Genomic DNA, 23,968 nt, shown 5'->3' with positions numbered 1-23,968 from the left:
TTCTTTTTGTATATGGAGAAAGGGAAAATTTATGCTTAAAATTGCGAAATTCGGAGGCAGTTCCTGCGCCAGCAGCGAACAGTTTGAAAAAGTAAAGAATATTGTGATGGCAGACCGGGATAGGAAGTATATTGTGGTTTCCGCACCGGGAAAAAGAGACGGTAAGGATACCAAGGTTACCGATTTGTTTATTTCCTTATATGAAGCCGTGCAGAAAAAGAAGGGAATCGAGGAAATTGTAGAAAAGATTAAAAGACGATATCAGGAAATTATAGAAGGCTTATCTTTGTCTATTTCTTTGGAGGACGATTTTTCGGAAATTGTGAGAAGACTTATGGCGGGGGACAGCTTGGATTATGCCGCTTCTCGTGGAGAATATTTAAATGCCCGTGTCATGGCGGAATACCTCGGATTTCCTTTTATCGATGCGGAACGGCTGATCTTCTTTTCCGGAGATTCCTGTGACTTTAAAAAGACGGAGGAGGTGGCAAAGTCTGTCCTTTCTTCTGTGGAATATGCGGTTATTCCCGGTTTCTATGGGGTAAATGAAAACGGAGAAGTGGTAACCTTTAGTAGAGGCGGTTCCGATGTGACCGGCTCTCTCATTGCCGCGGCGGTTTATGCGGATTTATATGAAAACTGGACAGATGTTTCGGGATTCCTTGTCTCCGATCCGCATATTGTGGAGAAACCGGAGGTGATTGATTACATCACTTACAGAGAACTGCGCGAGTTAAGCTATATGGGTGCCGGTGTATTGCATGAAGACGCTATTTTCCCGGTAAGAAAAGAGGGGATTCCCATCCAGATCAAGAATACCAATGCGCCGGAGGATCATGGTACGATGATTGTGGCGAATACCTTGAAAAAGCCCCGTTTCATCATTACCGGAATTGCGGGAAAGAAGAATTTTTGTTCTATCAATATTGAGAAAGCCATGATGAATGCGGAAATCGGCTTTATCCGGAAGGTGCTTTCCGTAATTGAAGAAAATGGCATTTCCGTAGAACATACGCCATCCGGAATTGACACCTTAACGCTTTTTATTCATCAGGAGGAGCTGGAGTCTCACGAGCAAAAGGTATTGCAAGGGATTCAGAGGGCTGTGAATCCGGATCTAATTGAATTGGAATCGGATCTTGCTCTGATTGCGGTTGTGGGAAGAGGAATGAAGTCCTCCCGCGGTGTTGCCGGAAGGATTTTCTCGGCTCTTGCGCATGAATACATCAACATTAAGATGATTGACCAGGGTTCATCCGAGTACAATATCATCATCGGTGTGAAGAACGAAAATTTCGAAGCGGCGATTCGGGCTATTTATAATATGTTTGTGCTTTCCGCCCTGCCGACTAAGAAATAGATAGTGATATGGAATGACAGAAAGTAAACCGGTAAGGGATGAAGATGCGGTTAACAAACTTAAAGGGAGTCAAGGAAAAGTCCGAAAAAGGAAGGAATGCAAAGGGAGAAAAGTGGATATTATCGTAGTTGGCGGAGGGCCGGCAGGCATGATGGCGGCCATTTCCGCAAAGCAACATAAGAAGAATGCTGAAGTTCTTTTAATTGAGAAAAATGAAAAGCTCGGGAAAAAGCTTTTCATCACCGGAAAAGGGAGAGGAAATCTGACCAACAGCTGTGAAGAAGAGCAGTTTTTTTCTCATTTTCTCAGAAATCCGCGCTTTATCTACCCAGCCTTTCGTGCCCTTTCCAATCGGGACTTGATGGATTTTATGGAGAAAAACGGCTGTCCCTTAAAGGAAGAAAGGGGCGGCAGAATTTTCCCCGTCAGCGATAAGGCCTACTCCTTAACCGATGCCCTGAAATTTGCCTTAAAAAAGTATGGTGTCAAGGTGGAATGCAACCGGACTTTGAAGACAGTGAAGAGAAAAGAGGGTGGCTTTCTTTGTAATATTGGAGGAGAGGAAGTTTTTACCAAGAAGCTGATTCTTGCTACGGGAGGCCTTTCCTATCCCTCTACCGGTTCTACCGGAGACGGCTATCGTTTTGCGAAAGAGTTCTCTATTCCCGTCACCAAGCTCTATCCCTCTCTGGTCAAAATGGAGGTTTTGGAAGAGGATATTTTCCCTCTTTCCGGACTCAAGCTAAAGCATATTGTGGTAACAATAGAGGATGAAAAAGGAAAGGTTTACGGAAAAAAGACGGGAGAACTTTATTTTCAAAAGGACTCCGTACTCGGACCGACCGTGCTCTCTCTTTCCGCGGAACTATCTCCGATGATTCACGAATCTCCAATGGGTACTTTTGTCCTTGTCATTGACTTAAAGGGAGAAATGGAAGACTTTGACAAAACTTTCCTTTCAGAATGCGAAAAAAGAGGAAAGGAGAGTTTGAAAGATTTGATTCAAGAAAAGCTTCCGAAACAGCTATTTTCAAGCTTCTGTAAACGCTTGGAAAAAGAGGGAGTTGCATTGGGGAAAAAGGCTTCCGAAAGTAAAAAAGATGAACGGAAAAAGGTTTTAAAACTCTTTCATCATTTTCGTTTTACGATTGCCGCAACAGGTAGTTTCAAGGAGGCCATAGTTACCATAGGGGGAATTGATGTGAAGGCCCTTTCCAAGAAAACCATGGAGGCAAAGAGCGTAGCGGGATTGTATTTTGCCGGAGAGCTTATTGATGCAGACGCCTATACAGGCGGTTACAATATGCAGATTGCCTTTTCCACGGGATACCTTGCCGGAAAGTCTGCGGCAGAGGCTCTTACTATATTGCAGTAGAAGTGAAAGGAGAAAAAATGCCCTATTCAATTGCTATTGACGGACCTGCAGGTGCAGGAAAGTCGACCATTGCCAAAGCGCTTGCGAAAAGCTTGGGCTACTATTATGTGGACACGGGGGCCCTATACAGGGGCCTTGCCTTCGGCCTGTTGCAGAAAGGAGTTCCCTTTCAGAATGAAAAGGCTGTGGAAGAGGAAATCAAGGGAATCCATGTAGAGCTTCTTTATGAAAACGGAGTGCAAAAGGTGCTGTGCAACGGAGTGGACTGTAGTGCTTTTATTCGTACTTCGGAAATAGGGGAGGGGGCTTCCGTGATTTCACAATATGCCTCCGTTCGAGAAAAACTCCTGGATTTACAGCGCAATGTGGCCAGGCAGCATTCCTGCGTGATGGATGGAAGAGATATCGGCTCCGTGGTCCTGCCCGATGCCAATAAAAAGTTCTTCCTGACTGCTTCTCCGGAAGTGCGTGCAAGACGAAGAACGCTGGAATTTCAGCAAAAAGGGGAGTCTGCAAACTACGAATCCGTTCTGGAAGAAGTAAAGAAAAGGGATGAGAGAGATATGAGTCGCGCTGTAGCGCCTTTAAAGCAGGTGGAGGATGCGGTTTTAATTGACAGCTCCGACTTGAACATTGAGGAAGTAGTGGATAAAATGCTCGCTTATTGCGTGGGAAGTGAGGCATAAGATGGCGGTTGTCCTTGCAAAAAGTGCAGGATTCTGTTTTGGTGTGGAAAGAGCGGTGGATGCGGTATACCGTGTTTTGGAGGAAGAGGAGAAAAAAATCCGAAGGAACGTCTTCCCATTTATACTTACGGGGCTATTGTACATAATGAAAAAATAGTGGAGAATCTGGAAAGCCGCGGAGTGCATGTGCTGAAGAGCAAAGAAGAATTAAAAGCGCTTGAGCAAGGAATTGTTGTGATTCGGGCGCATGGCGTCGGGAAAGAGATTTATGAACTTTTGGAAAAAAGAGGACTGAAAATAGTGGACAGTTCCTGCCCCTTTGTACGAAAGATTCAGAAATTGGTTTTCGAGCACAGCAAAGCCGGAGAATCGGTAATCGTTATGGGAGATCCCGAGCATCCGGAAATTCAGGGCATTCTCGGATGGGGAGATGGTGATGTTACGGCGTTAAAAGGGATAGAAGAGGTTTTGCGCTTACCCGACGGAAACGGAAAAAAATTTTTGTTGTGGCACAGACCACTTTCCATATTGATAAATTCAAAACAGTTCTTGAAACTTTTAAAAAAAGGGGTATCATACATCTGTTATCAATACGATTTGCAACGCAACTTTCGAACGGCAGTCAGAAGCAAAGGAATTAGCTGGTAAGTCCGATGCCATGGTGGTTATCGGTGGAAGCAGTTCATCTAACACGAAGAAGTTATATGAGATATGCAAGGCGATTTGTCCTAATACCCAGCTGATACAAACGGTGAAAGATCTCAAATTCAACTCGGATGAAGCGATTCGCAACGTAGGTATCACAGCAGGGGCAAGCACCCCAAAAGAAATTATAGAGGAGGTTCTAACTTATGTCAGAAATGAGTTTTGAACAATTGCTTGAAGAATCATTAAAATCGGTTCATGCAGGAGAAATCGTTACAGGAACAGTCATCAGCGTAAAGCCGGATGAGATTGCACTGAACATCGGGTATAAGTCCGATGGAATCATGACCAGAAGTGATTACAGTGCCGACAATCAGTTGGATCTTACTACCGTTGTAAAGGTGGGAGATGAGATTGAATGTAAGGTAAAGAAGGTCAATGACGGAGAAGGACAGGTTATCCTTTCTCACAGAGACGCTTTACAGTCCAAAGCTTCCGAGGAGTTAAGAAAGGCTTTCGAAGAGAATGCAATCCTTACAGGAAAGGTTGTTCAGGTAGTAAAGGGCGGATTGAATGTGGAAGTGGACGGAGCAAGAATTTTCGTTCCCGCATCTTTGGTATCCGACAGCTTCGAGAGGGATTTAAATAAATACCAGGGACAGGATATTCAATTTGTTATCACGGAGTTTAATCCTGCAAAGAGAAGAATTATCGGTGATAGAAAGCAGATTATGTCCGCGCAGAAGAAGGAACAGCATGATAAGCTTTTCTCCGAGTTAAAAGAAGGAGATACTCGTACCGGTGTAGTAAAGAATCTTACCGACTTCGGTGCCTTTATCGACCTTGGCGGAGCAGACGGACTTCTTCACATCTCCGAGATGAGCTGGGGAAGAATCGAGAATCCGAAGAAGCTCTTTAAGCCGGGACAGGAAGTAGAAGTTTTGGTTAAGGAGATTAGCGGAGAGAGAATTGCGCTGACCAGAAAGTTCCCGAACGAGAATCCGTGGAAGGATGCGGAAAGTAAGTATGCTGTAGGAGAAATCGTAAAAGGAAAGGTTGCCAGAATGACCGACTTCGGTGCATTCATCGAGTTGGACAAGGGCATCGATGCACTTTTGCACGTTTCCCAGATTTCCAAGGATCATGTAAACAAGCCGTCCGATGTGCTTGAGCCGGGTCAGGAAATTGAGGCAAGAGTGGTTGATCTCGATGTAGATAACCACAAGATTTCTCTTTCCATCAAGGCACTTCTTCCGGAAGAAGAGGAAGATACAGCTGATGTAGATGTATCCGCTGTCAGTGAAGAAGAGTAATCCACCGGGATTTCTTAAACAAGCGATGCGTTTATCTTGCAATATCATGAATGAAAGGCTGGGCTTAGCTCAGCCTTTTTTATATAGTGTGGCTTTCAGCTGATTTATTAAAGAGGGAAAATATGGGAGTGGAAATTGAGAGGAAGTGGCTTGTTACAGAAGAAAGCTTAAGTAAGGAGCAGACTATCCGGAAAGATGAATTGGATTATTCGGATATGGAACAGGGGTACTTGTGCAGAAATCCCGTTGTTCGCATCCGAAAAGCAAAGTACAAGGATGGGCGAACAGAGTTTATCCTTTGCTATAAGGGAAAGGGGTTATTGGAAAGAGAAGAGTATAATCTTCCGCTTACCGAAGAAGCCTATCTTGTTCTGCGAGAGAAAATAGAAGGAAGACTCATCGAAAAGCGTAGATATCGGCTTCCATACGGAAAGTATTGTATAGAATGGGATATTTTCAAAGCTGATTTAAAAGGATTAATGTATGCTGAAGTAGAATTTCCGTCCGGAGAGGAAGCACTTGCTTTTCATCCTCCCTCTTGGTTTTCCCGAGAACTGACAGGAGAAGCCGGATACAGCAATGCGGATTTGGCTTTTCAATAGAAGCGGAAAAAGTTTTGATTAAATTCCTGACGAGATGCAGGATTTTTCCTCTTTTTCTTGCAAGAATGCAGTGAAAATGCTATACTTGTCCCTCGAAAGCTCTGCCGGTGGCGGAGTCCGGCAGAACGAGAATTTGGACGCGGATTAAGCGAACTGCTCGTTATAAAAGAAAATTTGTTTGGAGGTATGCGCAATGAGCGTAAAAGTAGAAAATCTTGAGAAGAGTATGGCTAAGCTTACCGTTACGGTAGCGGCACAGGAATTTGAAGAGGCAGTAGAGAAGGCTTATCAGAGAACAAAGTCTCGTTATAATGTTCCGGGATTTCGTAAGGGAAAAGCTACAAGGAAGATGATTGAAAAGACCTATGGTGCGCAGGTTTTCTATGATACAGCTTTAAATGAGGTTTTAGACCGTCGCTATCCCGAGGCGGCAAAAGAGTCCGGCTTAGACATTGTATCCCGTCCTGAAATTGAAATTTCCGAAATTGCAGAAGGGAAGGATTTGGTATTTACGGCAACCGTTGCCGTCCGCCCGGAGGTAAAGCTCGGTGAATATTTCGGTGTAGAGGCGGAGAAGGCTGATGTTTCCGTTTCCGCAAAGGAAGTAACGGAGAGATTAAACAAAGAGTTGGAAAAGAACGCAAGAATGATTGATGTCGATCGTGCGATCAAGAAGAACGACATTGCCACCATCGATTTTGTGGGTTCCGTTAACGGTAAGGAATTTGCAGGAGGAAGAGGCGAGGATTATCCTCTTACCATCGGTTCCGGTACTTTTATTCCCGGATTTGAAGACCAGCTCATCGGGGTGAAGGCCGGAGAGAGTGTGGATGTAAAGGTTACCTTCCCGGAAAACTACGGTGCAAAGGAGCTTGCAGGAAAAGAAGCTGTCTTCAAGGTAACGGTTAAGCTGGTAAAGGAAAAGCAGGTTCCGAAGGCGGATGACGAGTTTGCGGCTGAGGTTTCCGAGTTTGAAACCTTAGACGAGTTCAAGAAGGATTTAAAGAAGCAGATTAAAGAAGAAAAAGAAAAGAGAGCTACATCCGAGGTGGAAAACAACGTGATTGCCAAGGTGGTGGAGAATGCTACAGTTGAGCTTCCCGAGCCTATGGTGGCTACGCAGTTGGATCAGATGTTCTATGATTACGGAAGACGTATGGAACAGCAGGGAATTCCTATGGAGCAGTATATGCAGATTACAGGATTGACTCCGGCTGCGTTAAAGGAACAGATGAGAGAATCCGCTATTGCAAACATCAAGAATTCTTTGGTTCTCGATGCAATCCAGAAGAAGGAAGGCATTGAGGTTTCGGAGGAGAAGCTTGAGGAAGAACTGCAGAGAATCAGTGATCAGTATCGTATGAAAAAAGAGGATTTTGTTAAGACAATCACTGATTCGCAGAAGGAATCCATCAAAAGAGAATTGAATATTCAAGCGACAATCGACGCTTTGGTTTCCAAGGCAAAGCTTGTAAAACCGGAAAAGAAGTCCAAGAAAGAAGAAAAGGCTGAGAAAGAAGAGGCGTAATTTTTGCTTTTCTTTTGAAGTTCGTTAAAAAAGAAGTAATGTGTGTTTTGTACACGATGCTTATTATGAACATACGTCCATTCACTTTGTGGTGGGCGAGAAAAGACAGTCGGGAATTTTTCGACTGTCTTTTTCTTAAACTATGGGTTTATAGGGGGATTATTTTTTCTGTGCTAAGATAGGACAGGTACACTATAAGGAGGTAAAAATGAAAGAGTATACATTTCCACAAAATATAACTACGATACCCTATGTCATTCAGTCTACCAGCAGAGGAGAGCGTTCTTATGATATTTTCTCCAGACTGCTGAACGAGCGTATTGTTTTTCTGGGGGATGAGGTGAACAGTGATACTGCATCTCTTGTGATTGCTCAGCTTCTTTTCTTGGAGTCAGAGGATCCGGATAAGGATATTTCCCTCTATATTAATTCTCCGGGAGGTTCCGTTACGGCAGGAATGGGAATCTATGACACTATGCAGTACATCAAGTGTGATGTTTCGACCATCTGTGTCGGTATGGCCGCATCTATGGGTGCGTTCCTTCTTGCGGGCGGGACAAAGGGAAAGAGAATGATTCTTCCCAATGCGGAGGTTATGATTCATCAGCCCTCCGGAGGCGCCCAAGGACAGGCTACTGAGATTCAAATTACTGCGGAATGGATTTTAAGAACCAAGAAGAACTTAGCGAAAATTCTCGCAGAAAACTGTAAGCAGCCTTTTGAAAAGGTGCTGGCGGATACGGAAAGAGATTACTGGATGACTGCGGAGCAGGCTTTGGATTACGGCCTCGTGGATCATATTTTTGAGAAGCGCAGTAAGAATGAAGATTCCAAGGAGAAAAAATAAGATATGGCTATGAAACCGGATGATAAAGTAAGATGTTCCTTTTGCGGGAAATCGTCCAAACAAGTCAGGAAAATGATTGCCGGCTTGAATAATACCTATATTTGCGATGAGTGTGTCGAGCTTTGCCAGGAAATCTTTGATGAAGAAATGGGGGGAGAAGCATCGGGAGGAGAAATTTCGGATTTACACCTTCTGAAGCCCAGAGAAATCAAAGAATTTTTGGATGAATATGTGATTGGACAGGAGGAGGCCAAGAAGGTTCTTTCCGTTGCCGTTTACAATCACTATAAGCGAATCATGTCTAAGGTTAGGGATATTGATGTACAAAAGTCCAATATTCTGATGATTGGACCGACCGGAACGGGAAAAACCTATCTTGCACAGACTTTGGCCAAGATTTTGGGCGTTCCCTTTGCCATTGCCGATGCAACAGCTTTGACCGAAGCCGGCTATGTGGGAGAGGATGTTGAAAATATCCTTTTAAAGCTGATTCAGGCTGCGGACTATGATGTTGCCCGTGCGGAAATCGGAATCATTTACATCGATGAAATTGATAAGATTACGAAGAAGTCGGAAAATGTTTCCATTACCCGAGATGTTTCCGGTGAGGGTGTGCAACAGGCTCTTCTTAAGATTTTGGAAGGAACCGTTGCTTCTGTTCCTCCTCAGGGAGGGAGAAAGCATCCTCAGCAGGAGCTTATTCAGATTGATACTACGAATATTCTCTTTATTTGCGGCGGTGCTTTTGATGGATTGGAGCACATCATTGAGAAGAGAATTGCGTCCGGATCGATTGGCTTTGGCGCGGAGATTGTAGAGAAAAATAGAAATAATTATGACGATATTTTAAAGCAGGTTCAGCCGGAAGATCTTACCAAATTTGGTCTGATACCGGAATTTATCGGTCGAGTTCCCGTGGACGTGGAGCTTTCCAGTCATGATGTGGACAGCTTGAAGCGTATCCTGACTACTCCGAAGAATGCTTTAGTGAAGCAGTATCAAAAGCTCTTTGAGATGGATGGAGTAGATCTTCATTTTAGCGATGATGCTATTTCCGCCATTGCGGAAAAGGCGGTACAGCGGAAAACCGGAGCAAGAGGACTTCGTTCCATCATGGAAGGTATGATGACGGAAATCATGTATGACATTCCTTCTGATGAAGCAATTTGTGATGTGGAAATCACGAAAGACGTTGTGGAAGATGGAGCAAAACCGCTGATTACAAAGGATGAAACAAAGCGCAGAGAACGCTATGAACTCTTTCAGGCAAGCAATAAGGAAAGCTTAAAAGAGAAAAAGGCGTCTAAGAAAAGAGGATAATATGGTAATCCGTTCTGTTGAGCTTCCCTTTGTCTGCGGAGTGAAGTCGACTTTACCGAAGACAGAGAGACCGGAATTTGTTCTTGCAGGGCGTTCTAATGTGGGAAAGTCATCCTTTATCAATGCCCTGGTGGAAAGAAAGTCCTTTGCCAGAACCTCTTCTACTCCCGGAAAAACCAGAACCATTAATTTTTATAATGTGAACGACAGCTTTTATCTGGTTGATCTTCCCGGCTATGGATATGCGAAGACCGGTCCTGTTGAACAGGAAAAGTGGGACAGAATGATTCGTCGTTACTTGGAAAGCGGAGAAGATATTGAAGAAGTCGTTCTCCTTCTGGATGCAAGGCGGATTCCGAATGAAAAAGATTTACAGATGTTTTCCTGGATTCTTTCCACTACCGGTTATGAACCAATAGTAGTAATCACCAAGATGGATAAACTGAAGCGTTCCGAGCGGGCAAAGGCTTTAAAAGAGATTCGGGAAAAGCTTGGAGCAAGTAAAGAATGCATGATGATTCCGTTTTCTTCGGAAACAAAAGAGGGAAAAATAGAATTTCTCGACCTGGTAGAAAAGATATTGGAAACAGAAGAGAGTGAGAAAGAAAGTGTAGAAAAAGAGCAAGAAAAGAATTGACAAGAGATGCTTTTCTTGCTAGAATTACACAGTCTTATGACAGGAAAGTAGGTATCCACCTCACCTCGGCAGAAAGCTGACCCGGGTTTAAATTGATTATTTACTCTGTATATTTTCAATGGTGGATTGGCTTTCAATCCACCATATTTTTTGTGGAAATGCTATTTATAGCAGAGCACTAAGGTGAGTGAAAGATTTCACAGGATTATCGTACGGGAGTTCGATATTTCGTTCACCGGAAACCGGAGATTTTAGTACAGAGAGGAGCTTATGGCAGCTAAAAAGAATGCGGAACTGGAAATTAACGAGCAGATAAGGGACAAAGAAGTCAGAGTTATCGGGGCTGAAGGAGAACAGCTTGGTGTTATGCCTGTTCGAGAAGCACAGCAGTTGGCACACGATGCGGATTTAGACCTCATTAAGATTGCGGCGACGGCAACCCCTCCTGTAGTGCGTATTGCGGACTACGGAAAGTATCGTTATGAACTTTTGCGCAAGGAAAAAGAGGCCAGAAAGAACCAGCATACTACAGAGTTGAAAGAGATTCGTATGACACCGAACATTGATACCAATGATTTGAATACGAAGCTTGCTGCAGCTCGGAAGTTCTTGGAAAAGGGAAACAAGGTAAAGATTGCTCTGCGTTTCCGTGGAAGAGAGATGTCCAGAATGAATCAGTCCAAGTATATCCTGGATGATTTTGGAGAGAAGCTTTCCGACATCGCGATTGTAGATAAGTCTGCTAAGGTCGAAGGAAGAAATATGGCAGTGGTTTTAAGCCCTAAAAAGTAAATTCACAGGAGGCAAATATGGCAAAGTTAAAGCTGAAAACAAAGAGAGCTGCAAAGAAGCGCTTTAAGTTAACCGGTACAGGCAAGTTAGTAAGAAATAAGGCATTTAAGTCTCATATCCTTACCAAGAAGTCTACGAAGAGAAAGAGAAACTTGAGAAAAGACATCGTAGTTGACCATACCAACGAAAAGGTAATGAAGAAGATTCTTCCTTATCTGTAAAGTGTGAGTAAGAATAGGAGGATGAAATGAGAATTAAAGGTGGCTTAAACGCAAAGAAAAAGCATAATCGTGTATTAAAATTAGCTAAGGGCTATAGAGGCGCAAGATCCAAGCAGTATAGAATTGCTAAGCAGAGTGTTATGCGTGCTCTTACAGAGGCTTACAAGGGACGTAAGGAAAGAAAGAGACAGTTCAGACAGCTCTGGATTGCCAGAATCAATGCTGCAGCAAGATTAAACGGTCTTTCCTACTCGAAGCTCATGTTTGGATTAAAGAGCTCAGGCATCGAGATGAACAGAAAGATGCTTTCCGAAGTTGCTATTGCCGATCCGGAAGGATTTAAGGCATTGTGCGACAGCGCAAAGGCTAAATTATAAGAAAAATGACTGTCTATCTGTGACAGTGAAGAACGAGTTCTTCTTCGCTTAACAGGAGATTTATTGTAAGTAAGAATAAGATGCCGGGACATGGTTCTCGGTATCTTTTTTTAGTAAAATTGAGAGAGAGTATGCATTATTTTGATTTTGCAAGACAGGCATACCATACCGAGAATCCGATATCTTAGAATAGCTTTAGATAAAGTGGATTAGTTCCGGAATAGATAGTGTATTCAAATAAATGCAACATTTTATGAAAAAACACAATAATTCTATTTCTTGCGTTCTTGTTTAAAAGTTTTTATAATGGCAGGGTTGTTTTGAACTGTATTGTTTTCTTTTTTAGAAGACAAGATAAGTTATAGGAAAACAAGAGAAGTTAGGAGAAGAGAGGGATTTTAAGATGAAGAAGAACTATGGAAAGATACTTCTTTCTGCCACAATGTTAGCAACTGCACTTTCTGCCTGCAGTAATGCAAAAAAAGCGGAGACAAGTGCTGTAAGTAGTGAGAAGACTACAGAAGCGACAAGTGAGAAAGCTTCGGAAACGAAGAAGGCAAAGGAAACGGAAAAGGCCGGAGAGAAAGAAGCTACGGATCTTTCTTCCGTAAAGGAGGAGACAGTCTATGTTTCTGCCGATTATGTTAAAGCTTTACTGGATTCCGGAAAAGATGTGAAGGTCTTAGAAGCTGCTTGGGGTCCTGTGGAAGCGGATAAAGATTACAATAAGGCGCATATTCCCGGAGCTTTTCACGTCAATACGGACGATATCGAGGAAGAAAAGACATGGAACTTCCGTAGTCCGGAAGAGATTGAGAAACTCTTAAAGAGCTATGGCATCACGAAAGATACCATTGTTGTGACCTATGGAAATACGCCGGAAAATACGGCTGATGACAGACTGGCAGCTGTTCTTCTCTGGGCCGGTGTAGAAGATGTGAAGAATTTAAGCGGCGGTATCGACGCATGGGTTAAGGCAGGGTTTGAGACAGAGAAACAGGTCAATGAGCCCGTTGCAACGAATGAAGATTTCGGCGTAAAGATTCCGGCACATCCCGAGTATGTTCTCAGCATTGATGAAGTAAAAGAGAAGATGAAGGACGATGCAAAGTTTAAACTTGTCAGCATTCGTTCCAAGGATGAGTTTTTAGGAAAGACTTCCGGTTATTCCTATATTGATAGAGCCGGTGAGCCTTTAGGTGCTGTATGGGGACACGATACCGATGACGGATCCTATAACAATGCGGACGGTACGGTAGTTGACCTTGCAAAGCTCGAAGAATATCTTGGGGAAAGCGGACTTTCTCTTGAGAAAAACGATATCGCTTTCTACTGCGGTACAGGTTGGAGAGCTTCCGTTCCCTTCCTGATTGCCCACGAGAACGGCTTTAAGAATGCCTACCTCTATGATGGCGGTTGGTTCCAGTGGCAGATGGATCCGGAGAACAAGGTTCAGCTTGGTGAGCCGGGCTCTTCCGATTATAAGGAAGTGCAGGTTAAGGATCTTCCTACGGATAAGGCGGCAAAGAAATAAACAGACGAGATAGCACAGAAAGTAGAGGCAGTTTAAGACTTTCTGTGCTATTTTATAAGGATGAAAATGAGAAAAATAGTACTGTTAATCATACAAAAGATTTTCCTATTGGGAACAATACTCATGCTTCTTGCGCTTTACATTCTTCGCTATTTTACAATGCGAAAAATGGGCATGGCGCGCTATATGGTCTACTTTCGAGAGAAATGGAGCGGAAAAGAGCTGGGATACTTTTCCCTCTTACAGTGGAGTGCTTTAGTGATTTTACTGCTTCTTACTTTAGCCCTTTTTCTTATTATAAAGAGACTTTTCTTCTGTTTCAGAGGAAAAATTTTAAGAGAGAGGGGAGAAAAAGAGGCTTTTCCGCTTTTCCCCGTTTCTTACAGTGCAGTGCTTATCCTGTATTCTTTTCTTTACTTTTTTTCTCTTGTGGGATCTCCCGGAAGAGAATATACGGCAAGCCTTATTGTGCATGTCCTTATGCAGATCTTTTCCGTGCTATTCCTCTCGACATATTTAAGGAAGGGGACTCGGCATGAAAAATAAAAAGCTTTGGTTTTTCTTTTTTCCTTCTTCTCTTTGTACTCGCCTTATTTTTTCTTCCGGTAAAAGAGATTTTTCAGGGAAATGTCCTTCGTTTCTTGCAGGACAAAGCGGAGGAAAATTTCATTTTGTCCGCTTTTCTTTATCTTGTGCTTTGTGCTCTTGCGGGAGCTTTTTTAGCTCTGCCCGGAATTACTTATGCACTTATCGCGGGGACAGTCTTTCATGCTTTTTGGGGAACGATACTCTGTGCGCTTTCCGCCAGCATTTCCGCAGGAATCTCTTTTCTTATGGGGAGATACTTTCTCCATGATGCCATTAAGCCTAAACTGGAGAAGAATCCTTACATAAAGAAATATTTCTTTTCGGGAGAGAAGCGGAATCTCTTACTTCTCCTCTTTTTGACGAGAACCATACCGGTTTTTCCCTTTAATCTGCAGAACTATGCTTACGGTATCACGGATATCCCCTTTTCTCTTTATTTTATATCGAGCTTCCTTTTTATGATTCCGGGGACGGCGATGTATACCGTAGCCTTTGCCGGTCTTACGGAGAAAAAGAATCCCATGCTTTACTTTGGGATTTCGCTCGGGATTTTAGTATTGCTTCTTCTGGCCTCTTTTCTCTTCAAAAAGAAAAATGCAGTAGAAAAAGATATCGAAAAGGAAAGCAGTGTATAGGAGATAAAAGAAAATAGTATATAGGATATAATAAATAGTACTAATCATAAAATATAGTGCAAATAAAGTAAAAGATAAGCTATCCGCTTACCAAAGTGGAAAGAGGGTAAGAGGAAAAATGAGGATCATGGTAAAAGAAAAATGAAGAAGGAAATTCATAAAAGAGTTGAAGAATGCATCCATTGCAATGCCTGTAAGAGGAAGTGCAAGTTTTTAACAAAATACGATATTTGTATAGGAGACAGCGAGAAGCTGAAAGCACTAGCCTATCACTGCTATCTTTGCGGAGAATGTACCCGGATTTGCCCGAAGGGGATTGACGGAAGAGGCGTTATTCTCGACTACCGAAAGGAAGAGGTGAGAGAGGGCAAGTACGGCTTAAAAAAAAGGGGCTACAGCGGCATCCTTTTGGAAAAAAAGAACTATCTTTTTCAAAATCACAGAAAGGCGAAGGGCTGTAAAACCGTTCTTTTTCCCGGCTGTAATTTTCCGGCCTATTATCCGAAAACCTTAGATAAGCTGGTTGCACTGCTACAGAAGGAGGGGATTGAACCCTACTATGATTGCTGCGGGAAGCCGATTGAAGAGCTGGGTCTTACGAAGGAAGCGGAAGCAATCTTCACACGGCTAAATCAGGATTTTAAAAGACGCGGAATTGAAGAAATTATCCTTGTTTGCCCAAACTGTTTTTATCACTTTGGGGATAAGCTGAATGTTAAAATTACCACTATTTATGAGAAGCTTTCTGCATTAAACATTGGAAAAAAGCTTTCTACGGAAGAGTACGAGTGCTTCTTCCCCTGCCCCGACAGAGAGGATAAACGTTGGCTTCCGAAGCTTTCCCCCTTTCTTTCAGGAGAGCTTTCCGAAAAGAAAAATTTGCAGTGCTGCGGTATGGGAGGTTGTGCCTTCATTCAGGAACCTGCGCTTTCCAGGGAAATGGCGGAAAGTCGGCCGAAGGAGAAGAAGCTCATCAGCTACTGTGCAACCTGTATTGGGCAGTTTGCAAGATTCGGAGAGAGCGAGCATTTTCTGCCCCTTATTCTGGAAACAGGAGAAAAAGCCGATTACAGTCACTCCTTTTGGAACCGGCTTAAGCACAAGTTTTATTAAGGGGATAAAGACAAGAGAAAAAAGAGTGGAGACATAGATGGAGATGAGAAGTCGAAAGGAGCAAAGAAAATGCTAACGAAAGTAAACAAGATGTCTAAGGCTCCGACTGCGTCACCTGTTGAGAATAAGATATTGCACGCTCCAAAAGCGCTTTTTGCTAAGCCCCAAACATCGAAGCAGGCTCTCATACTCTTTACGAGGCTTCCTGAAGCCGGGAAGACGAAGACCAGATTGATTCCGTATCTTCAGGAGAAAGGAGCAAGGGATATACACCTTGCTTTGCTCCAAGATTTTGCGAAGCTCTATTGGAAATTGCATCGAAAGGAGAAAGAGGTTAAGCTCTTTCTCTTTTTCTCCTCCGCTACTGCTAATGAAATAGTAGAGGGCGCATTTGACTCGGGGAAAAAAGAAAGTAATAAAGAACAAGAGGGAAGAAACGAAGGTATTGCAGAAATGAAGATACTCAGAAAGCTCTTTCCCGATGCCGAGTTCGTTCCACAGGAAGGAGAGGACATTTTTAGGAAAATGGAAAATGCTTTTCTCTATACTTTTCAAGAGGGCTACAGCTTTTCCTATCTTGTCGGGGCGGATATTCCGTTTCTGACTACGGATAGCTTTTATAAGGTCTTTTCCGAAGGAAGAAAGGGGAAAAATGCGCTGGGAGAGAGCCTTGACGGAGGATATTACGGAATCGGTTTGCAAAGTAAGGTAGAGAAATCCGACCTGGATAAGATCTTTTCCCCCGGTAAGAAAAGAAATGGAAGAAAAGAAAATACGGAGCAGAATAGTACAAGGAAGCCGAAATCTGCGGAAACGGAAAAGCAGGAAGTCGATATTTTTGAATACACAAAAACGGCTCTCTATGCTACCGGCATTCCGCTTCTCCTCTTAAAGAAAAGAAGAGACATTGATGAGAAAGAGGATATTATTGCGTATAGACAGCTGATTCCCTATAACAAAGCTCTACAAAGCTCTTATATAGGAAAGGAAATCCTGAGGCAGTCTAAGATTTCCATTATCATTCCCTGCTATAAGGAGGGAGATACGCTTTCTAACATGGAAGAGCAACTTCGTCCATATAAGAAGCAGGCAGAGATTCTCTTTGCTGACGGCGGGGAAAATCATTTTTCCGGAGAGTACAAGGTCGTGCCTTGCCCGAAAGGGAGAGCCAAGCAGATGAATAGCGCGGCAAAGGAGGCAAGCGGGGATATTTTATTCTTCCTGCACTGCGATTCCATTTTACCGAAGGGCTTTTTGGAAGAAATCCGAGAAGCTCTACGAAAAACACCGGTGGCCTGCTTCGGTATTCGTTTTAAACCGTTTTCTCCCCTTATGACCATTTGCAGCTTCATCAGTAACCACAGAGTTTATGACAGGAAGGTGATGTTTGGAGATCAAGGGATATTCCTAGGAAGAGAGCTTTTTTTTGAAATGGGCGGCTTTCCGGATATTCCCTTAATGGAGGATTATCAGTTTTCACTAAACTTAAAAAGCCGGGGAATTCCCATGGGGCTTTGCAAGAAGAGACTGATTACCAGCGAAAGACGATTTAGCGGAAGCTTTTTTCATAAGCTGAGCATCATGTGGAAAATGAATCGCCTTCGGGCAAGATACAGAAAGGGAGAGGATATCGATGCACTTGCAAAAGAATATAGAGACATTCGCTAAAGAGCCGGATTTACTGGAGAGAATTTCGGAGAGAGCCTATAGAGAGGCTTTGCATCTTCCTATGGAGGTTATAGAGGAGTACGCGTTTTTGGCAAGGGGCGAGTACAACGAAAACTTTGTCTTCACCCATCCGGAAAGCGGAAAAAGATATGTTTTACGAGTCAATCACGGCTCGCAAATGCATCTCAAAAAACAGATTTCTTATGAAGCGCATGCTCTTTCTCTCCTCGAAAAAAGTGGAAGAGTTCCGAAGGTCTATTATGTAGAGGAAAAGGGAGATAAGGGCATTCTTCTTATGGATTTTTTGGAGGGTAGAGCACTTCGCTATGAAACGGATCTTACCCTTGCCGGACAAATCCTTGCAGATATCCACTGTACAGCGTATGAGAGAGAAAAGGATCGGGGAGAGCTCCGCCTTCTTTCTCCGGAAAATCCACTGTATGCGATGCTTTCGGAATCGGCCTCCTTATTAAGAACTTATGCGCTAAGCCCATTTAAGGAGGATTCCGTTTATGAGCGTTGTCATGCACTTTGGGAAAAAGGCGTGAATCTCGAAGAAAAATATGCCAAAACCCTTTCTTCCAAAGATTTTTGCATTATCAATACCGAATTAAATTCCGCTAACTTTTTGATTCAGAATGAAGGAAAGGCTTTTCCCAGTCACCTTATCGACTGGGAAAAACCGCTCTATGCGCATTTTGCACAGGATCTCGGACATTTCCTCGCCCCGACTACCAGCTTTTGGAAGACGGATTGTATTCTTTATGAAAAGGATAGAGATCTGTTCTTTCATGCTTATAAGGAAGCTTTGGCAGGAAGAAGGAACTTTTCCGGTATAGAAGAGAAGACCGAGCTCTTTATCCTCTTTAATTGCATAAGAGGGCTTTCCTGGTGTGCCTATGCCTACGCCGACTATCAAAAAGGACGAGATATTCAAAATGAAGATACCTTCCGTAAAATCAAAGAGTATCTTACGGATCCGTTTTTATCTTCTGTGGAAGAATTGTTTCGGGAGTCTCGGACATAAAATTGATCGGGATTCCTATTTATCAATCTTTTCGATGAATAGAGACGATTATTTTAAATCATAATCTGTAATAAAAGGAATAATTGTTCTTATTTTTTAAAATATATGATAAAATACGGAACTGTTGTATGCAATTTAGACACAATAAGGAGGACATTATGAAAAAGAAAAGTTTGGTATTAGTAGCATTCCTTGCTATGGGACTTTCTCTAACTGCCTGCGGAAACGGCGGCAGCACAAAGACGGAGACTAAGCAGGAGACTTCAGCAGCTTCCGAGGGAAGTGAGAAGTCGGAAGAGACAAAAGAGGAGAAGACGGACAGCGCCAAAGCGGAAGTGAAAGAAATGAAGGGCGATGCCATTAAGAAGATTGTGGAAGATAAGAAGGAAAAAGAGAACTACCTGATTATCGATGTTCGCAGCCCAGAGGAGTACGCTAAGGGACATATCAATTTTGCAATCAATATGCCACTGGATACTTTAAAAGACCATCTTTCCGAAATTGAAGATTGGAAAGATAAGAATGTCATTTTGTATTGCAATTCGGGAAAGATGTCCGGAGAGGCTGCCGATATTTTGGCTTCCAACGGTTTTACCAAGGTATTTAATGGCGAAGGGGTAAAGAAGTATTCCTATGATTTAAAGACCTTCGGCAATATCCGTGCAAAGGAGCTTATGGAGAAGGCGAAGGACGCCCTTGTAGTGGATGCAAGAGAGGCAAAGGACTTTGAAGCAGGTCATTTTGCTACTGCTGTCAATGTCAATTCCGAGGATCCGGCAACCATCGATGCTATTCTTCCGGATGACAAAAATACCTTAATCATTACCCATTGTTATTCCGGAAACCGTTCCGCTAAAGCTGCCGAGTATATTGCAAGCAAGGGCTATACCAATGTATGGAACTGCTTAGACGGTACGAAGGAAGTGGAGTATGATTTTTCCAAGGGAGATAAGTAATGAGTAAAAAATCTTTCCTAAGAGACAGAATTCTTCTGTTCCTTGGAGTGATTGCAGTCGTAGCTCTATACTTTTTATATGCCCCGTTTAGAGCTTTCTTAAAGGAAGTCTTCCGTGTTTTTGCCACGGGAGACTTTCAAAAGCTTAAAGATTTTGTAGCGTCTTACGGGCCGTATGCTGCAGCCATTTCCTTTTTGCTCATGGTTTTACAGTCCGTTGTGGCACCGCTTCCCGCCTTTTTGATTACCTTTGCGAACGCCGCACTGTTCGGATTTTGGAAGGGGGCTTTGCTGTCCTGGAGTAGCGCCATGGTCGGTGCTGCGCTTTGTTTCTTCATTGCAAGAAGTCTGGGTAGAGAGGCGGTCGAGAAGCTGACCTCTAAGGGAGCATTGAAAAATATTGATGATTTCTTTAAGAGGCATGGAAAGCAAAGTATCCTGATTGCAAGACTGCTTCCCTTTATTTCCTTTGATATTGTAAGCTATGCCGCAGGCTTAAGCTCCGTATCCTTCTTGGGATTCTGGGTAGCCACAGGTCTTGGACAGCTTCCGGCAACCCTGGTTTATTCTTATGTTGGAGGATTTTTAACCGGAGGAGCAAAGCTTCTTGTAACAGGACTTTTGATTCTCTTTGCCTTGGCATTTCTTATCGGCCTTGGTAAACAGCTTTATACGGAAAGACAGAAGAGTAAGGAAAAACAGAATCAAAATATAGGATAAATAAAGAATAAGGAGTAGAAAGAGTATGAAAAAGAATGTACGAATGATTTCTCGCCTTACAGCAATGGCTATGGCAGGAGTGCTCGCTTTATCCGCTTGCGGCGGAAAGAAAGCGGAAACTTCCACTACTACGGCGAAGGCGGAGGAAACAAAAGCAGTAGGAGAGAGTAAGGCGGAAGAGAAGGCGGAAGAGAAGGCAAAGGAGAAGGCGGAAGAAAGCGGTTCGGAAGCCTTTGATAAGCTTGTAGAGGAAGCCAAGGGGCAGACTGTAAATTTCTACGGTTGGGGCGGAGATGACCGTTTAAACCAGTGGTTGGACGGCTTTTATGCAGAGTATTTGAAGAAAAATTATGACATCACCCTGAATCGTGTTCCCATGGGGATTGAAGATATTTTGACGCAGCTTTCTGCAGAGAAGAAGGCGGGAAGCACGGAATCCGATATTGACATGATCTGGATTAACGGAGAGAATTTTAAGACAGCTAAGGAAAACGATTATCTTTATGGTCCGTTTACAGCGGAGTTGCCGAACTTTAAGGAGTATATCAATCAGGATGATCCGGAAACCAAGGCAGACTTCTCTTATCCGATTAACGGCTATGAAGCGCCCTATGGCAAAGCACAGCTTGTTTTATACGGAGACAGCAAGGTTGGAGAGTTCCCGAAGAATACCGCGGAGCTTTTGGAATTCGCGAAAGCACATCCCGGAAAGATTACCTATCCGGCACTTCCCGACTTTACCGGTTCCGCCTTTGTCCGTAATGTAATCTATGATATTGTGGGGGTTGATCAGTTCCAGACTGTTAAGGAAGACAAGGAAGCAGTAAGAGAACTTGTTAAGCCGGCAATGGAGTACTTGAAGGAGCTTGCTCCTTACCTTTGGAAGGAAGGAAAGACCTATCCGGAGTCCGCACCGACGATGATGAATATGTATTCCGACGGAGAACTTATCATGGGCATGAGCTATTCCGCATATATCGTGGCAAACGGCATTCAGGACGGCAGTTTCTCCCCCGATACGAAGACCTTCCTGTTCGACAAGGGAACAATCGGAAACACGAACTACATTGCCATTTCCAAGAATGCAAAGCACAGAGCTGCCGCAGAAGTGGCAATCAATGCGATGATGGCTCCGGAAGTACAGTTAAACCGCTATAAGACTTTGAAGACTATTCCGGTACTCGACAATGCCAAGCTTTCTAAAGAGGTGCAGGATGAGTTTTCCAAGGTGGATCTCGGACAGGGAGTTCTTCCGCAGAGTGAGCTTTTAAGTAAGCGCCTTCCGGAAATGCCGGCAGGGCTGGTTCCGATTATTGAGGAAATCTGGCAGGAAGAAGTTGCAGGAAAGTAAAATGAAAAAGAATTTCTCCTTTCTTTATCTCTTGCCGCAGCTTTTCTTTACAGGGCTTTTTTTACTGGCTTTGTTTTTGGGGCTTTGGGACAGCTTTACTGTTGAGGGACATGTTAGTATAGCGCATTATAAGGAGATTTTTACTAGAGGGGATACGCTCCCCTCTATTTTCTATACATTGCGGATTTCCTTTTTATCCTCCCTTTTTACGCTCCTTCTTGCGCTTCTTTGTTCTTTTTTGATTTTACATTTTTCGGAAAAATGGGACAGCTTAAAGTCGATATTACAGCTTGCGATTATTATGCCGCATAGCTTGGTGGCGCTTTTTCTGCTCTTTTTCCTTTCGCAAAACGGATTTATGGCAAGGATTTTTTATGCGTTAAAACTGATTTCCGACCAAAGTGCTTTTCCGGAGTTCGTCTATGACCGTTTTGGAGTAGGGGTGATCCTTGGTTACATCTGGAAGGAATTACCCTTTATGCTTTTTTTCGCTTTACCGCTTGCCTATTCGGTAGACGGAAAGTTGGGAGAAGCCGCGAGAACCATGGGAGCGAGTCCCTTATACAGCTTCTTTTTTATTACGCTGCCTTTATCGATTCGGCAGTATCTTGCGGCTTTTTTTATTATTTTCTCCTTTTCCTTCGGAAGCTTTGATCTTCCCTATCTTCTTGGAAATACAACGGAGAGGGCCCTTAGCGTCCTGGCCTATCAGGAACTGCAAAGAGGATTTATGAATCGACCGACTGCACTAAGCTATAACGGAATCATGCTCCTTTTCTCGCTCCTGCTTTCCTTCTTTTATTTCCGCTTTTTACCGAAGAAGAAAGGATAACTATGCTTGCTAAGAAAAATCCGGCGTATCAGCTGATACGCATATTGTTTCTGTTTTCGATTGTTTTTCCTTTTCTGGTCCTTATTTTACTGAGCTTTTCCGAGCGCTACACATGGCCGGGGATACTCCCCGGAAACTACTCTTTGAGAGCGATTCGGAGTATTCTCTTTCAAAGAAAGGCTCTTTTTATTAATTGCCTATTCAGTATCTTTTTTTCCGTCATGGTGTCTTTATGCACTATAATGGCTGCCTATTGCACCGCAAAATGGCAAAGTGAACACAAAGAGAGTAGCTTGCTTTCTTTTTGTATATTCCTTCCTTTTATGATTCCGTCTTCGGTTTTTGCCATGGGAGCACAGATTCTTTTCCTGCGCCTTCCCTTTAAAAATGCCTACTTTTCGGTCTTTCTCTCCCATGTGTTGTACAGCCTGCCATATGCTACAACTTATCTTACGGAGGGAATGCAGAGTCAAATCAAGCGTTTAGAAGAGCAGGGAAGAGTATTCGGAGCGAGCGGCTTCTATTTGCTGTTTAAGGTGACAATTCCCTTGCTCTTTCCTTACCTCATTCCCGCATTTATGATGTCCTTTATTCTTTCCATGAGCCAGTACATCTTAACGGTGCTTCTTGGCGGAGGGAAGCTGAAGACTTTAAGTCTTATTATGGTGCCCTTTATTCAGAGCGGAGAAAGAAATCTCGCAAGCGTTTACGGACTGCTCTTTTTACTGAGCAGTTTCCTGCTCTTTCTTCTTATGGAAATGCTTTTGCGAGGCTTAAAAAGGAGAGAAAAAGCATGTTAAAAATTGAAAATCTGAATGTGTACTTGGAAGGGAGTCCTATTGTAAAGGACTGCTCCTTGGAAATAAAAAAAGGAGAAATCTTTAGCCTTCTCGGTGTCAGCGGCTGTGGGAAGAGTACCTTGATTAAAGCTGTACTGGGGCTCATTCCGAGTTCTTCGGGGAGCGTTTTTCTGAACGGAAGAGATCTGACTAAGCTTCCTCCCGAAAAAAGAGATTGTACGGTGGTCTTTCAGGACCTCCGTTTATTTCCGCACCTAACGGTCGGGGAAAATATTGCCTTTCCCCTGCATTTTCAAAAAAAGAACAAGACGGAAGAACGGAAAATAGTAGAAGAGCTTCTTTCTCTCGTGAGCCTGGAAGGTTTTTCAAAGAGAACGATAGAAAGTCTTTCCGGAGGGCAGAAGCAGAGGGTGGCCATTGCGAGAGCACTTGCCCAGAATGCGGAACTGCTCCTCCTCGATGAGCCGTTTTCATCTTTGGACCCGAATCTTCGAAAGGAAATGGGAGAGCTTCTCCTTCATTTGCGGGAGAAGAGAGGCCTTTCCGTTTTGCTTGTCACACATGACCATGAGGAAGCCCTGCGCCTTTCCGACCGAATTGCTTTAATGAAAGAGGGAGAAATTCTGCAATGCGGAAGAGGGGAAGAGCTTTTCTATGCCCCGAAAACCGTCTATGCGGCAAAATTTATGGGGGAAGCCAACTTCCTTCCCGGAAGGGTGGAAAGGGGAGAATTTAAGATGCCTTTTTTCCTATTCTTAACAACGATCATTCGTGCACAGCGCAGTCTCTTGTTGCAAAGGACAAGCCGGACGGAGAGTATTCTCTTTTCCTAAGAGAGAGACAGCTCAAGTTTCAGAGGGCATCGGAAGCTCCGGCTCATGACAACGCTTCTCTTTTTTATCCGATAAGCTCCCAGTGTATCGGAGACAGCTGGAGAGTTTTTTGGAAAAATGAAAGTGGTCTTGTCCTTCATAATTTGCTGGACAGACCCCTGGAAATAGAGCAAGTGCCGTATAGGATGGTGCTTCAAGCGGAAAAGGGA

24 protein-coding genes and 1 pseudogene are annotated in these 23,968 nt (G+C 43.4%); all 25 read left to right on the top strand.

All coding sequences use genetic code 11. From position 1 onward, the window contains the following. Positions 1-31: 31 nt before the first annotated feature. The 25 genes and pseudogenes from HMPREF9124_RS07600 to HMPREF9124_RS07480 all read left to right on the top strand — a co-directional run bounded on the left by HMPREF9124_RS07600 (position 32) and on the right by HMPREF9124_RS07480 (position 23,759). Positions 32-1,360 carry an aspartate kinase gene (locus tag HMPREF9124_RS07600; protein WP_036597732.1) on the top strand — a complete coding sequence of 443 codons (1,329 nt, stop codon included), beginning with the start codon at positions 32-34 and terminating at the stop codon, positions 1,358-1,360. A gap of 112 nt (positions 1,361-1,472) precedes the next feature. Further along, on the top strand, positions 1,473-2,735 hold the full coding sequence (locus HMPREF9124_RS07595) for an NAD(P)/FAD-dependent oxidoreductase (RefSeq protein WP_036598043.1): 1,263 nt from the start codon (positions 1,473-1,475) through the stop codon (positions 2,733-2,735). 17 nt (positions 2,736-2,752) lie between these two features. Beyond that, entirely contained in the window at positions 2,753-3,421 is a 669-nt protein-coding gene (cmk, locus tag HMPREF9124_RS07590) for a (d)CMP kinase (protein ID WP_009428450.1), read from the top strand. Between the two features lies 1 nt (position 3,422). Then, a pseudogene (gene ispH / locus HMPREF9124_RS12865) lies at positions 3,423-4,292 on the top strand (4-hydroxy-3-methylbut-2-enyl diphosphate reductase). Next, on the top strand, positions 4,273-5,379 hold the full coding sequence (rpsA, locus tag HMPREF9124_RS07580) for a 30S ribosomal protein S1 (protein WP_009429344.1): 1,107 nt from the start codon (positions 4,273-4,275) through the stop codon (positions 5,377-5,379). Before ispH ends, rpsA begins: the two are co-directional and overlap by 20 nt. Before the next feature lie 122 nt (positions 5,380-5,501). Beyond that, entirely contained in the window at positions 5,502-5,981 is a 480-nt protein-coding gene (locus HMPREF9124_RS07575; RefSeq protein ID WP_009429393.1) for a CYTH domain-containing protein, read from the top strand. 193 nt (positions 5,982-6,174) lie between these two features. Beyond that, the gene (gene tig, locus HMPREF9124_RS07570) at positions 6,175-7,509 is read left to right on the top strand and encodes a trigger factor (protein ID WP_009428012.1); all 1,335 of its coding nucleotides are present in this window, start codon (positions 6,175-6,177) and stop codon (positions 7,507-7,509) included. A 208-nt stretch (positions 7,510-7,717) separates the two neighbouring features. Continuing rightward, positions 7,718-8,356, top strand: coding sequence for an ATP-dependent Clp endopeptidase proteolytic subunit ClpP (clpP, locus tag HMPREF9124_RS07565; RefSeq protein ID WP_009429212.1), 639 nt, complete (start codon positions 7,718-7,720; stop codon positions 8,354-8,356). A 3-nt stretch (positions 8,357-8,359) separates the two neighbouring features. Beyond that, positions 8,360-9,676 (top strand): ATP-dependent Clp protease ATP-binding subunit ClpX, encoded by a 1,317-nt coding sequence (clpX, locus tag HMPREF9124_RS07560; RefSeq protein WP_009428977.1) that lies wholly within the window; start codon positions 8,360-8,362, stop codon positions 9,674-9,676. A 1-nt stretch (position 9,677) separates the two neighbouring features. Continuing rightward, a complete protein-coding gene (gene yihA / locus HMPREF9124_RS07555; RefSeq protein ID WP_009428134.1) occupies positions 9,678-10,313 on the top strand; it encodes a ribosome biogenesis GTP-binding protein YihA/YsxC in 636 nt (211 codons plus the stop codon). A gap of 270 nt (positions 10,314-10,583) precedes the next feature. Next, positions 10,584-11,105, top strand: coding sequence for a translation initiation factor IF-3 (infC, locus tag HMPREF9124_RS07550; protein ID WP_009429444.1), 522 nt, complete (start codon positions 10,584-10,586; stop codon positions 11,103-11,105). Between the two features lie 17 nt (positions 11,106-11,122). Continuing rightward, the gene (gene rpmI, locus HMPREF9124_RS07545) at positions 11,123-11,326 is read left to right on the top strand and encodes a 50S ribosomal protein L35 (RefSeq protein ID WP_009428972.1); all 204 of its coding nucleotides are present in this window, start codon (positions 11,123-11,125) and stop codon (positions 11,324-11,326) included. Positions 11,327-11,352: 26 nt separating this feature from the next. Beyond that, entirely contained in the window at positions 11,353-11,703 is a 351-nt protein-coding gene (gene rplT / locus HMPREF9124_RS07540) for a 50S ribosomal protein L20 (protein WP_009428643.1), read from the top strand. 403 nt (positions 11,704-12,106) lie between these two features. Then, positions 12,107-13,237, top strand: coding sequence for a rhodanese-like domain-containing protein (locus tag HMPREF9124_RS07535; protein WP_009427886.1), 1,131 nt, complete (start codon positions 12,107-12,109; stop codon positions 13,235-13,237). A 66-nt stretch (positions 13,238-13,303) separates the two neighbouring features. Next, positions 13,304-13,783, top strand: a complete 480-nt coding sequence (locus HMPREF9124_RS07530; protein WP_009428122.1) for a hypothetical protein — start codon at positions 13,304-13,306, stop codon at positions 13,781-13,783. Between the two features lie 125 nt (positions 13,784-13,908). Next, on the top strand, positions 13,909-14,460 hold the full coding sequence (locus tag HMPREF9124_RS07525) for a TVP38/TMEM64 family protein (protein ID WP_242821574.1): 552 nt from the start codon (positions 13,909-13,911) through the stop codon (positions 14,458-14,460). Between the two features lie 141 nt (positions 14,461-14,601). Next, on the top strand, positions 14,602-15,573 hold the full coding sequence (locus tag HMPREF9124_RS07520; protein WP_009429714.1) for a (Fe-S)-binding protein: 972 nt from the start codon (positions 14,602-14,604) through the stop codon (positions 15,571-15,573). A gap of 69 nt (positions 15,574-15,642) precedes the next feature. Continuing rightward, the gene (locus HMPREF9124_RS07515) at positions 15,643-17,241 is read left to right on the top strand and encodes a TIGR04283 family arsenosugar biosynthesis glycosyltransferase (protein ID WP_036597729.1); all 1,599 of its coding nucleotides are present in this window, start codon (positions 15,643-15,645) and stop codon (positions 17,239-17,241) included. Further along, positions 17,207-18,268, top strand: a complete 1,062-nt coding sequence (locus HMPREF9124_RS07510; protein ID WP_036597727.1) for an aminoglycoside phosphotransferase family protein — start codon at positions 17,207-17,209, stop codon at positions 18,266-18,268. Before HMPREF9124_RS07515 ends, HMPREF9124_RS07510 begins: the two co-directional genes overlap by 35 nt. A 158-nt stretch (positions 18,269-18,426) precedes the next feature. Then, positions 18,427-19,224 carry a rhodanese-like domain-containing protein gene (locus tag HMPREF9124_RS07505; RefSeq protein ID WP_009429167.1) on the top strand — a complete coding sequence of 266 codons (798 nt, stop codon included), beginning with the start codon at positions 18,427-18,429 and terminating at the stop codon, positions 19,222-19,224. Then, positions 19,224-19,943: a TVP38/TMEM64 family protein gene (locus tag HMPREF9124_RS07500; RefSeq protein WP_009429933.1), complete on the top strand. Its 720-nt coding sequence runs from the start codon at positions 19,224-19,226 to the stop codon at positions 19,941-19,943. The genes HMPREF9124_RS07505 and HMPREF9124_RS07500 overlap by 1 nt, the downstream gene beginning before the upstream one ends. Before the next feature lie 25 nt (positions 19,944-19,968). Continuing rightward, complete coding sequence (locus HMPREF9124_RS07495) at positions 19,969-21,294, top strand: ABC transporter substrate-binding protein (protein WP_009427823.1); 1,326 nt, start codon at positions 19,969-19,971, stop codon at positions 21,292-21,294. A gap of 1 nt (position 21,295) precedes the next feature. Further along, positions 21,296-22,126: an ABC transporter permease subunit gene (locus HMPREF9124_RS07490; protein ID WP_009428462.1), complete on the top strand. Its 831-nt coding sequence runs from the start codon at positions 21,296-21,298 to the stop codon at positions 22,124-22,126. Positions 22,127-22,128: 2 nt separating this feature from the next. Further along, positions 22,129-22,926, top strand: a complete 798-nt coding sequence (locus HMPREF9124_RS07485) for an ABC transporter permease (protein ID WP_009427881.1) — start codon at positions 22,129-22,131, stop codon at positions 22,924-22,926. Continuing rightward, complete coding sequence (locus HMPREF9124_RS07480; protein WP_009428425.1) at positions 22,920-23,759, top strand: ABC transporter ATP-binding protein; 840 nt, start codon at positions 22,920-22,922, stop codon at positions 23,757-23,759. The genes HMPREF9124_RS07485 and HMPREF9124_RS07480 overlap by 7 nt, the downstream gene beginning before the upstream one ends. Positions 23,760-23,968: the final 209 nt, after the last annotated feature.

Origin of the sequence: Oribacterium sp. oral taxon 108 str. F0425, assembly GCF_000214455.1 — a bacterium.
GTDB lineage: Bacteria > Bacillota > Clostridia > Lachnospirales > Lachnospiraceae > Oribacterium > Oribacterium asaccharolyticum.
The sequence above is the reverse complement of the archived record's forward strand: the minus strand, read 5'-3'. Positions and strand labels throughout refer to the sequence as shown.

Bases quoted from the DNA above. Each gene is read 5' to 3' on its own strand.
- HMPREF9124_RS07480 (WP_009428425.1), top strand. From the start codon at position 22,920: ATGTTAAAAATTGAAAATCTGAATGTGTACTTGGAAGGGAGTCCTATT.
- yihA (WP_009428134.1), top strand. From the start codon at position 9,678: ATGGTAATCCGTTCTGTTGAGCTTCCCTTTGTCTGCGGAGTGAAGTCG.
- HMPREF9124_RS07510 (WP_036597727.1), top strand. From the start codon at position 17,207: ATGCACTTGCAAAAGAATATAGAGACATTCGCTAAAGAGCCGGATTTA.
- rpsA (WP_009429344.1), top strand. From the start codon at position 4,273: ATGTCAGAAATGAGTTTTGAACAATTGCTTGAAGAATCATTAAAATCG.
- HMPREF9124_RS07505 (WP_009429167.1), top strand. From the start codon at position 18,427: ATGAAAAAGAAAAGTTTGGTATTAGTAGCATTCCTTGCTATGGGACTT.
- clpP (WP_009429212.1), top strand. From the start codon at position 7,718: ATGAAAGAGTATACATTTCCACAAAATATAACTACGATACCCTATGTC.
- HMPREF9124_RS07600 (WP_036597732.1), top strand. From the start codon at position 32: ATGCTTAAAATTGCGAAATTCGGAGGCAGTTCCTGCGCCAGCAGCGAA.
- HMPREF9124_RS07515 (WP_036597729.1), top strand. From the start codon at position 15,643: ATGCTAACGAAAGTAAACAAGATGTCTAAGGCTCCGACTGCGTCACCT.
- rplT (WP_009428643.1), top strand. From the start codon at position 11,353: ATGAGAATTAAAGGTGGCTTAAACGCAAAGAAAAAGCATAATCGTGTA.
- infC (WP_009429444.1), top strand. From the start codon at position 10,584: ATGGCAGCTAAAAAGAATGCGGAACTGGAAATTAACGAGCAGATAAGG.
- cmk (WP_009428450.1), top strand. From the start codon at position 2,753: ATGCCCTATTCAATTGCTATTGACGGACCTGCAGGTGCAGGAAAGTCG.
- HMPREF9124_RS07495 (WP_009427823.1), top strand. From the start codon at position 19,969: ATGAAAAAGAATGTACGAATGATTTCTCGCCTTACAGCAATGGCTATG.
- HMPREF9124_RS07500 (WP_009429933.1), top strand. From the start codon at position 19,224: ATGAGTAAAAAATCTTTCCTAAGAGACAGAATTCTTCTGTTCCTTGGA.
- HMPREF9124_RS07485 (WP_009427881.1), top strand. From the start codon at position 22,129: ATGCTTGCTAAGAAAAATCCGGCGTATCAGCTGATACGCATATTGTTT.
- rpmI (WP_009428972.1), top strand. From the start codon at position 11,123: ATGGCAAAGTTAAAGCTGAAAACAAAGAGAGCTGCAAAGAAGCGCTTT.
- HMPREF9124_RS07535 (WP_009427886.1), top strand. From the start codon at position 12,107: ATGAAGAAGAACTATGGAAAGATACTTCTTTCTGCCACAATGTTAGCA.
- HMPREF9124_RS07575 (WP_009429393.1), top strand. From the start codon at position 5,502: ATGGGAGTGGAAATTGAGAGGAAGTGGCTTGTTACAGAAGAAAGCTTA.
- tig (WP_009428012.1), top strand. From the start codon at position 6,175: ATGAGCGTAAAAGTAGAAAATCTTGAGAAGAGTATGGCTAAGCTTACC.
- HMPREF9124_RS07530 (WP_009428122.1), top strand. From the start codon at position 13,304: ATGAGAAAAATAGTACTGTTAATCATACAAAAGATTTTCCTATTGGGA.
- clpX (WP_009428977.1), top strand. From the start codon at position 8,360: ATGGCTATGAAACCGGATGATAAAGTAAGATGTTCCTTTTGCGGGAAA.
- HMPREF9124_RS07490 (WP_009428462.1), top strand. From the start codon at position 21,296: ATGAAAAAGAATTTCTCCTTTCTTTATCTCTTGCCGCAGCTTTTCTTT.
- HMPREF9124_RS07520 (WP_009429714.1), top strand. From the start codon at position 14,602: ATGAAGAAGGAAATTCATAAAAGAGTTGAAGAATGCATCCATTGCAAT.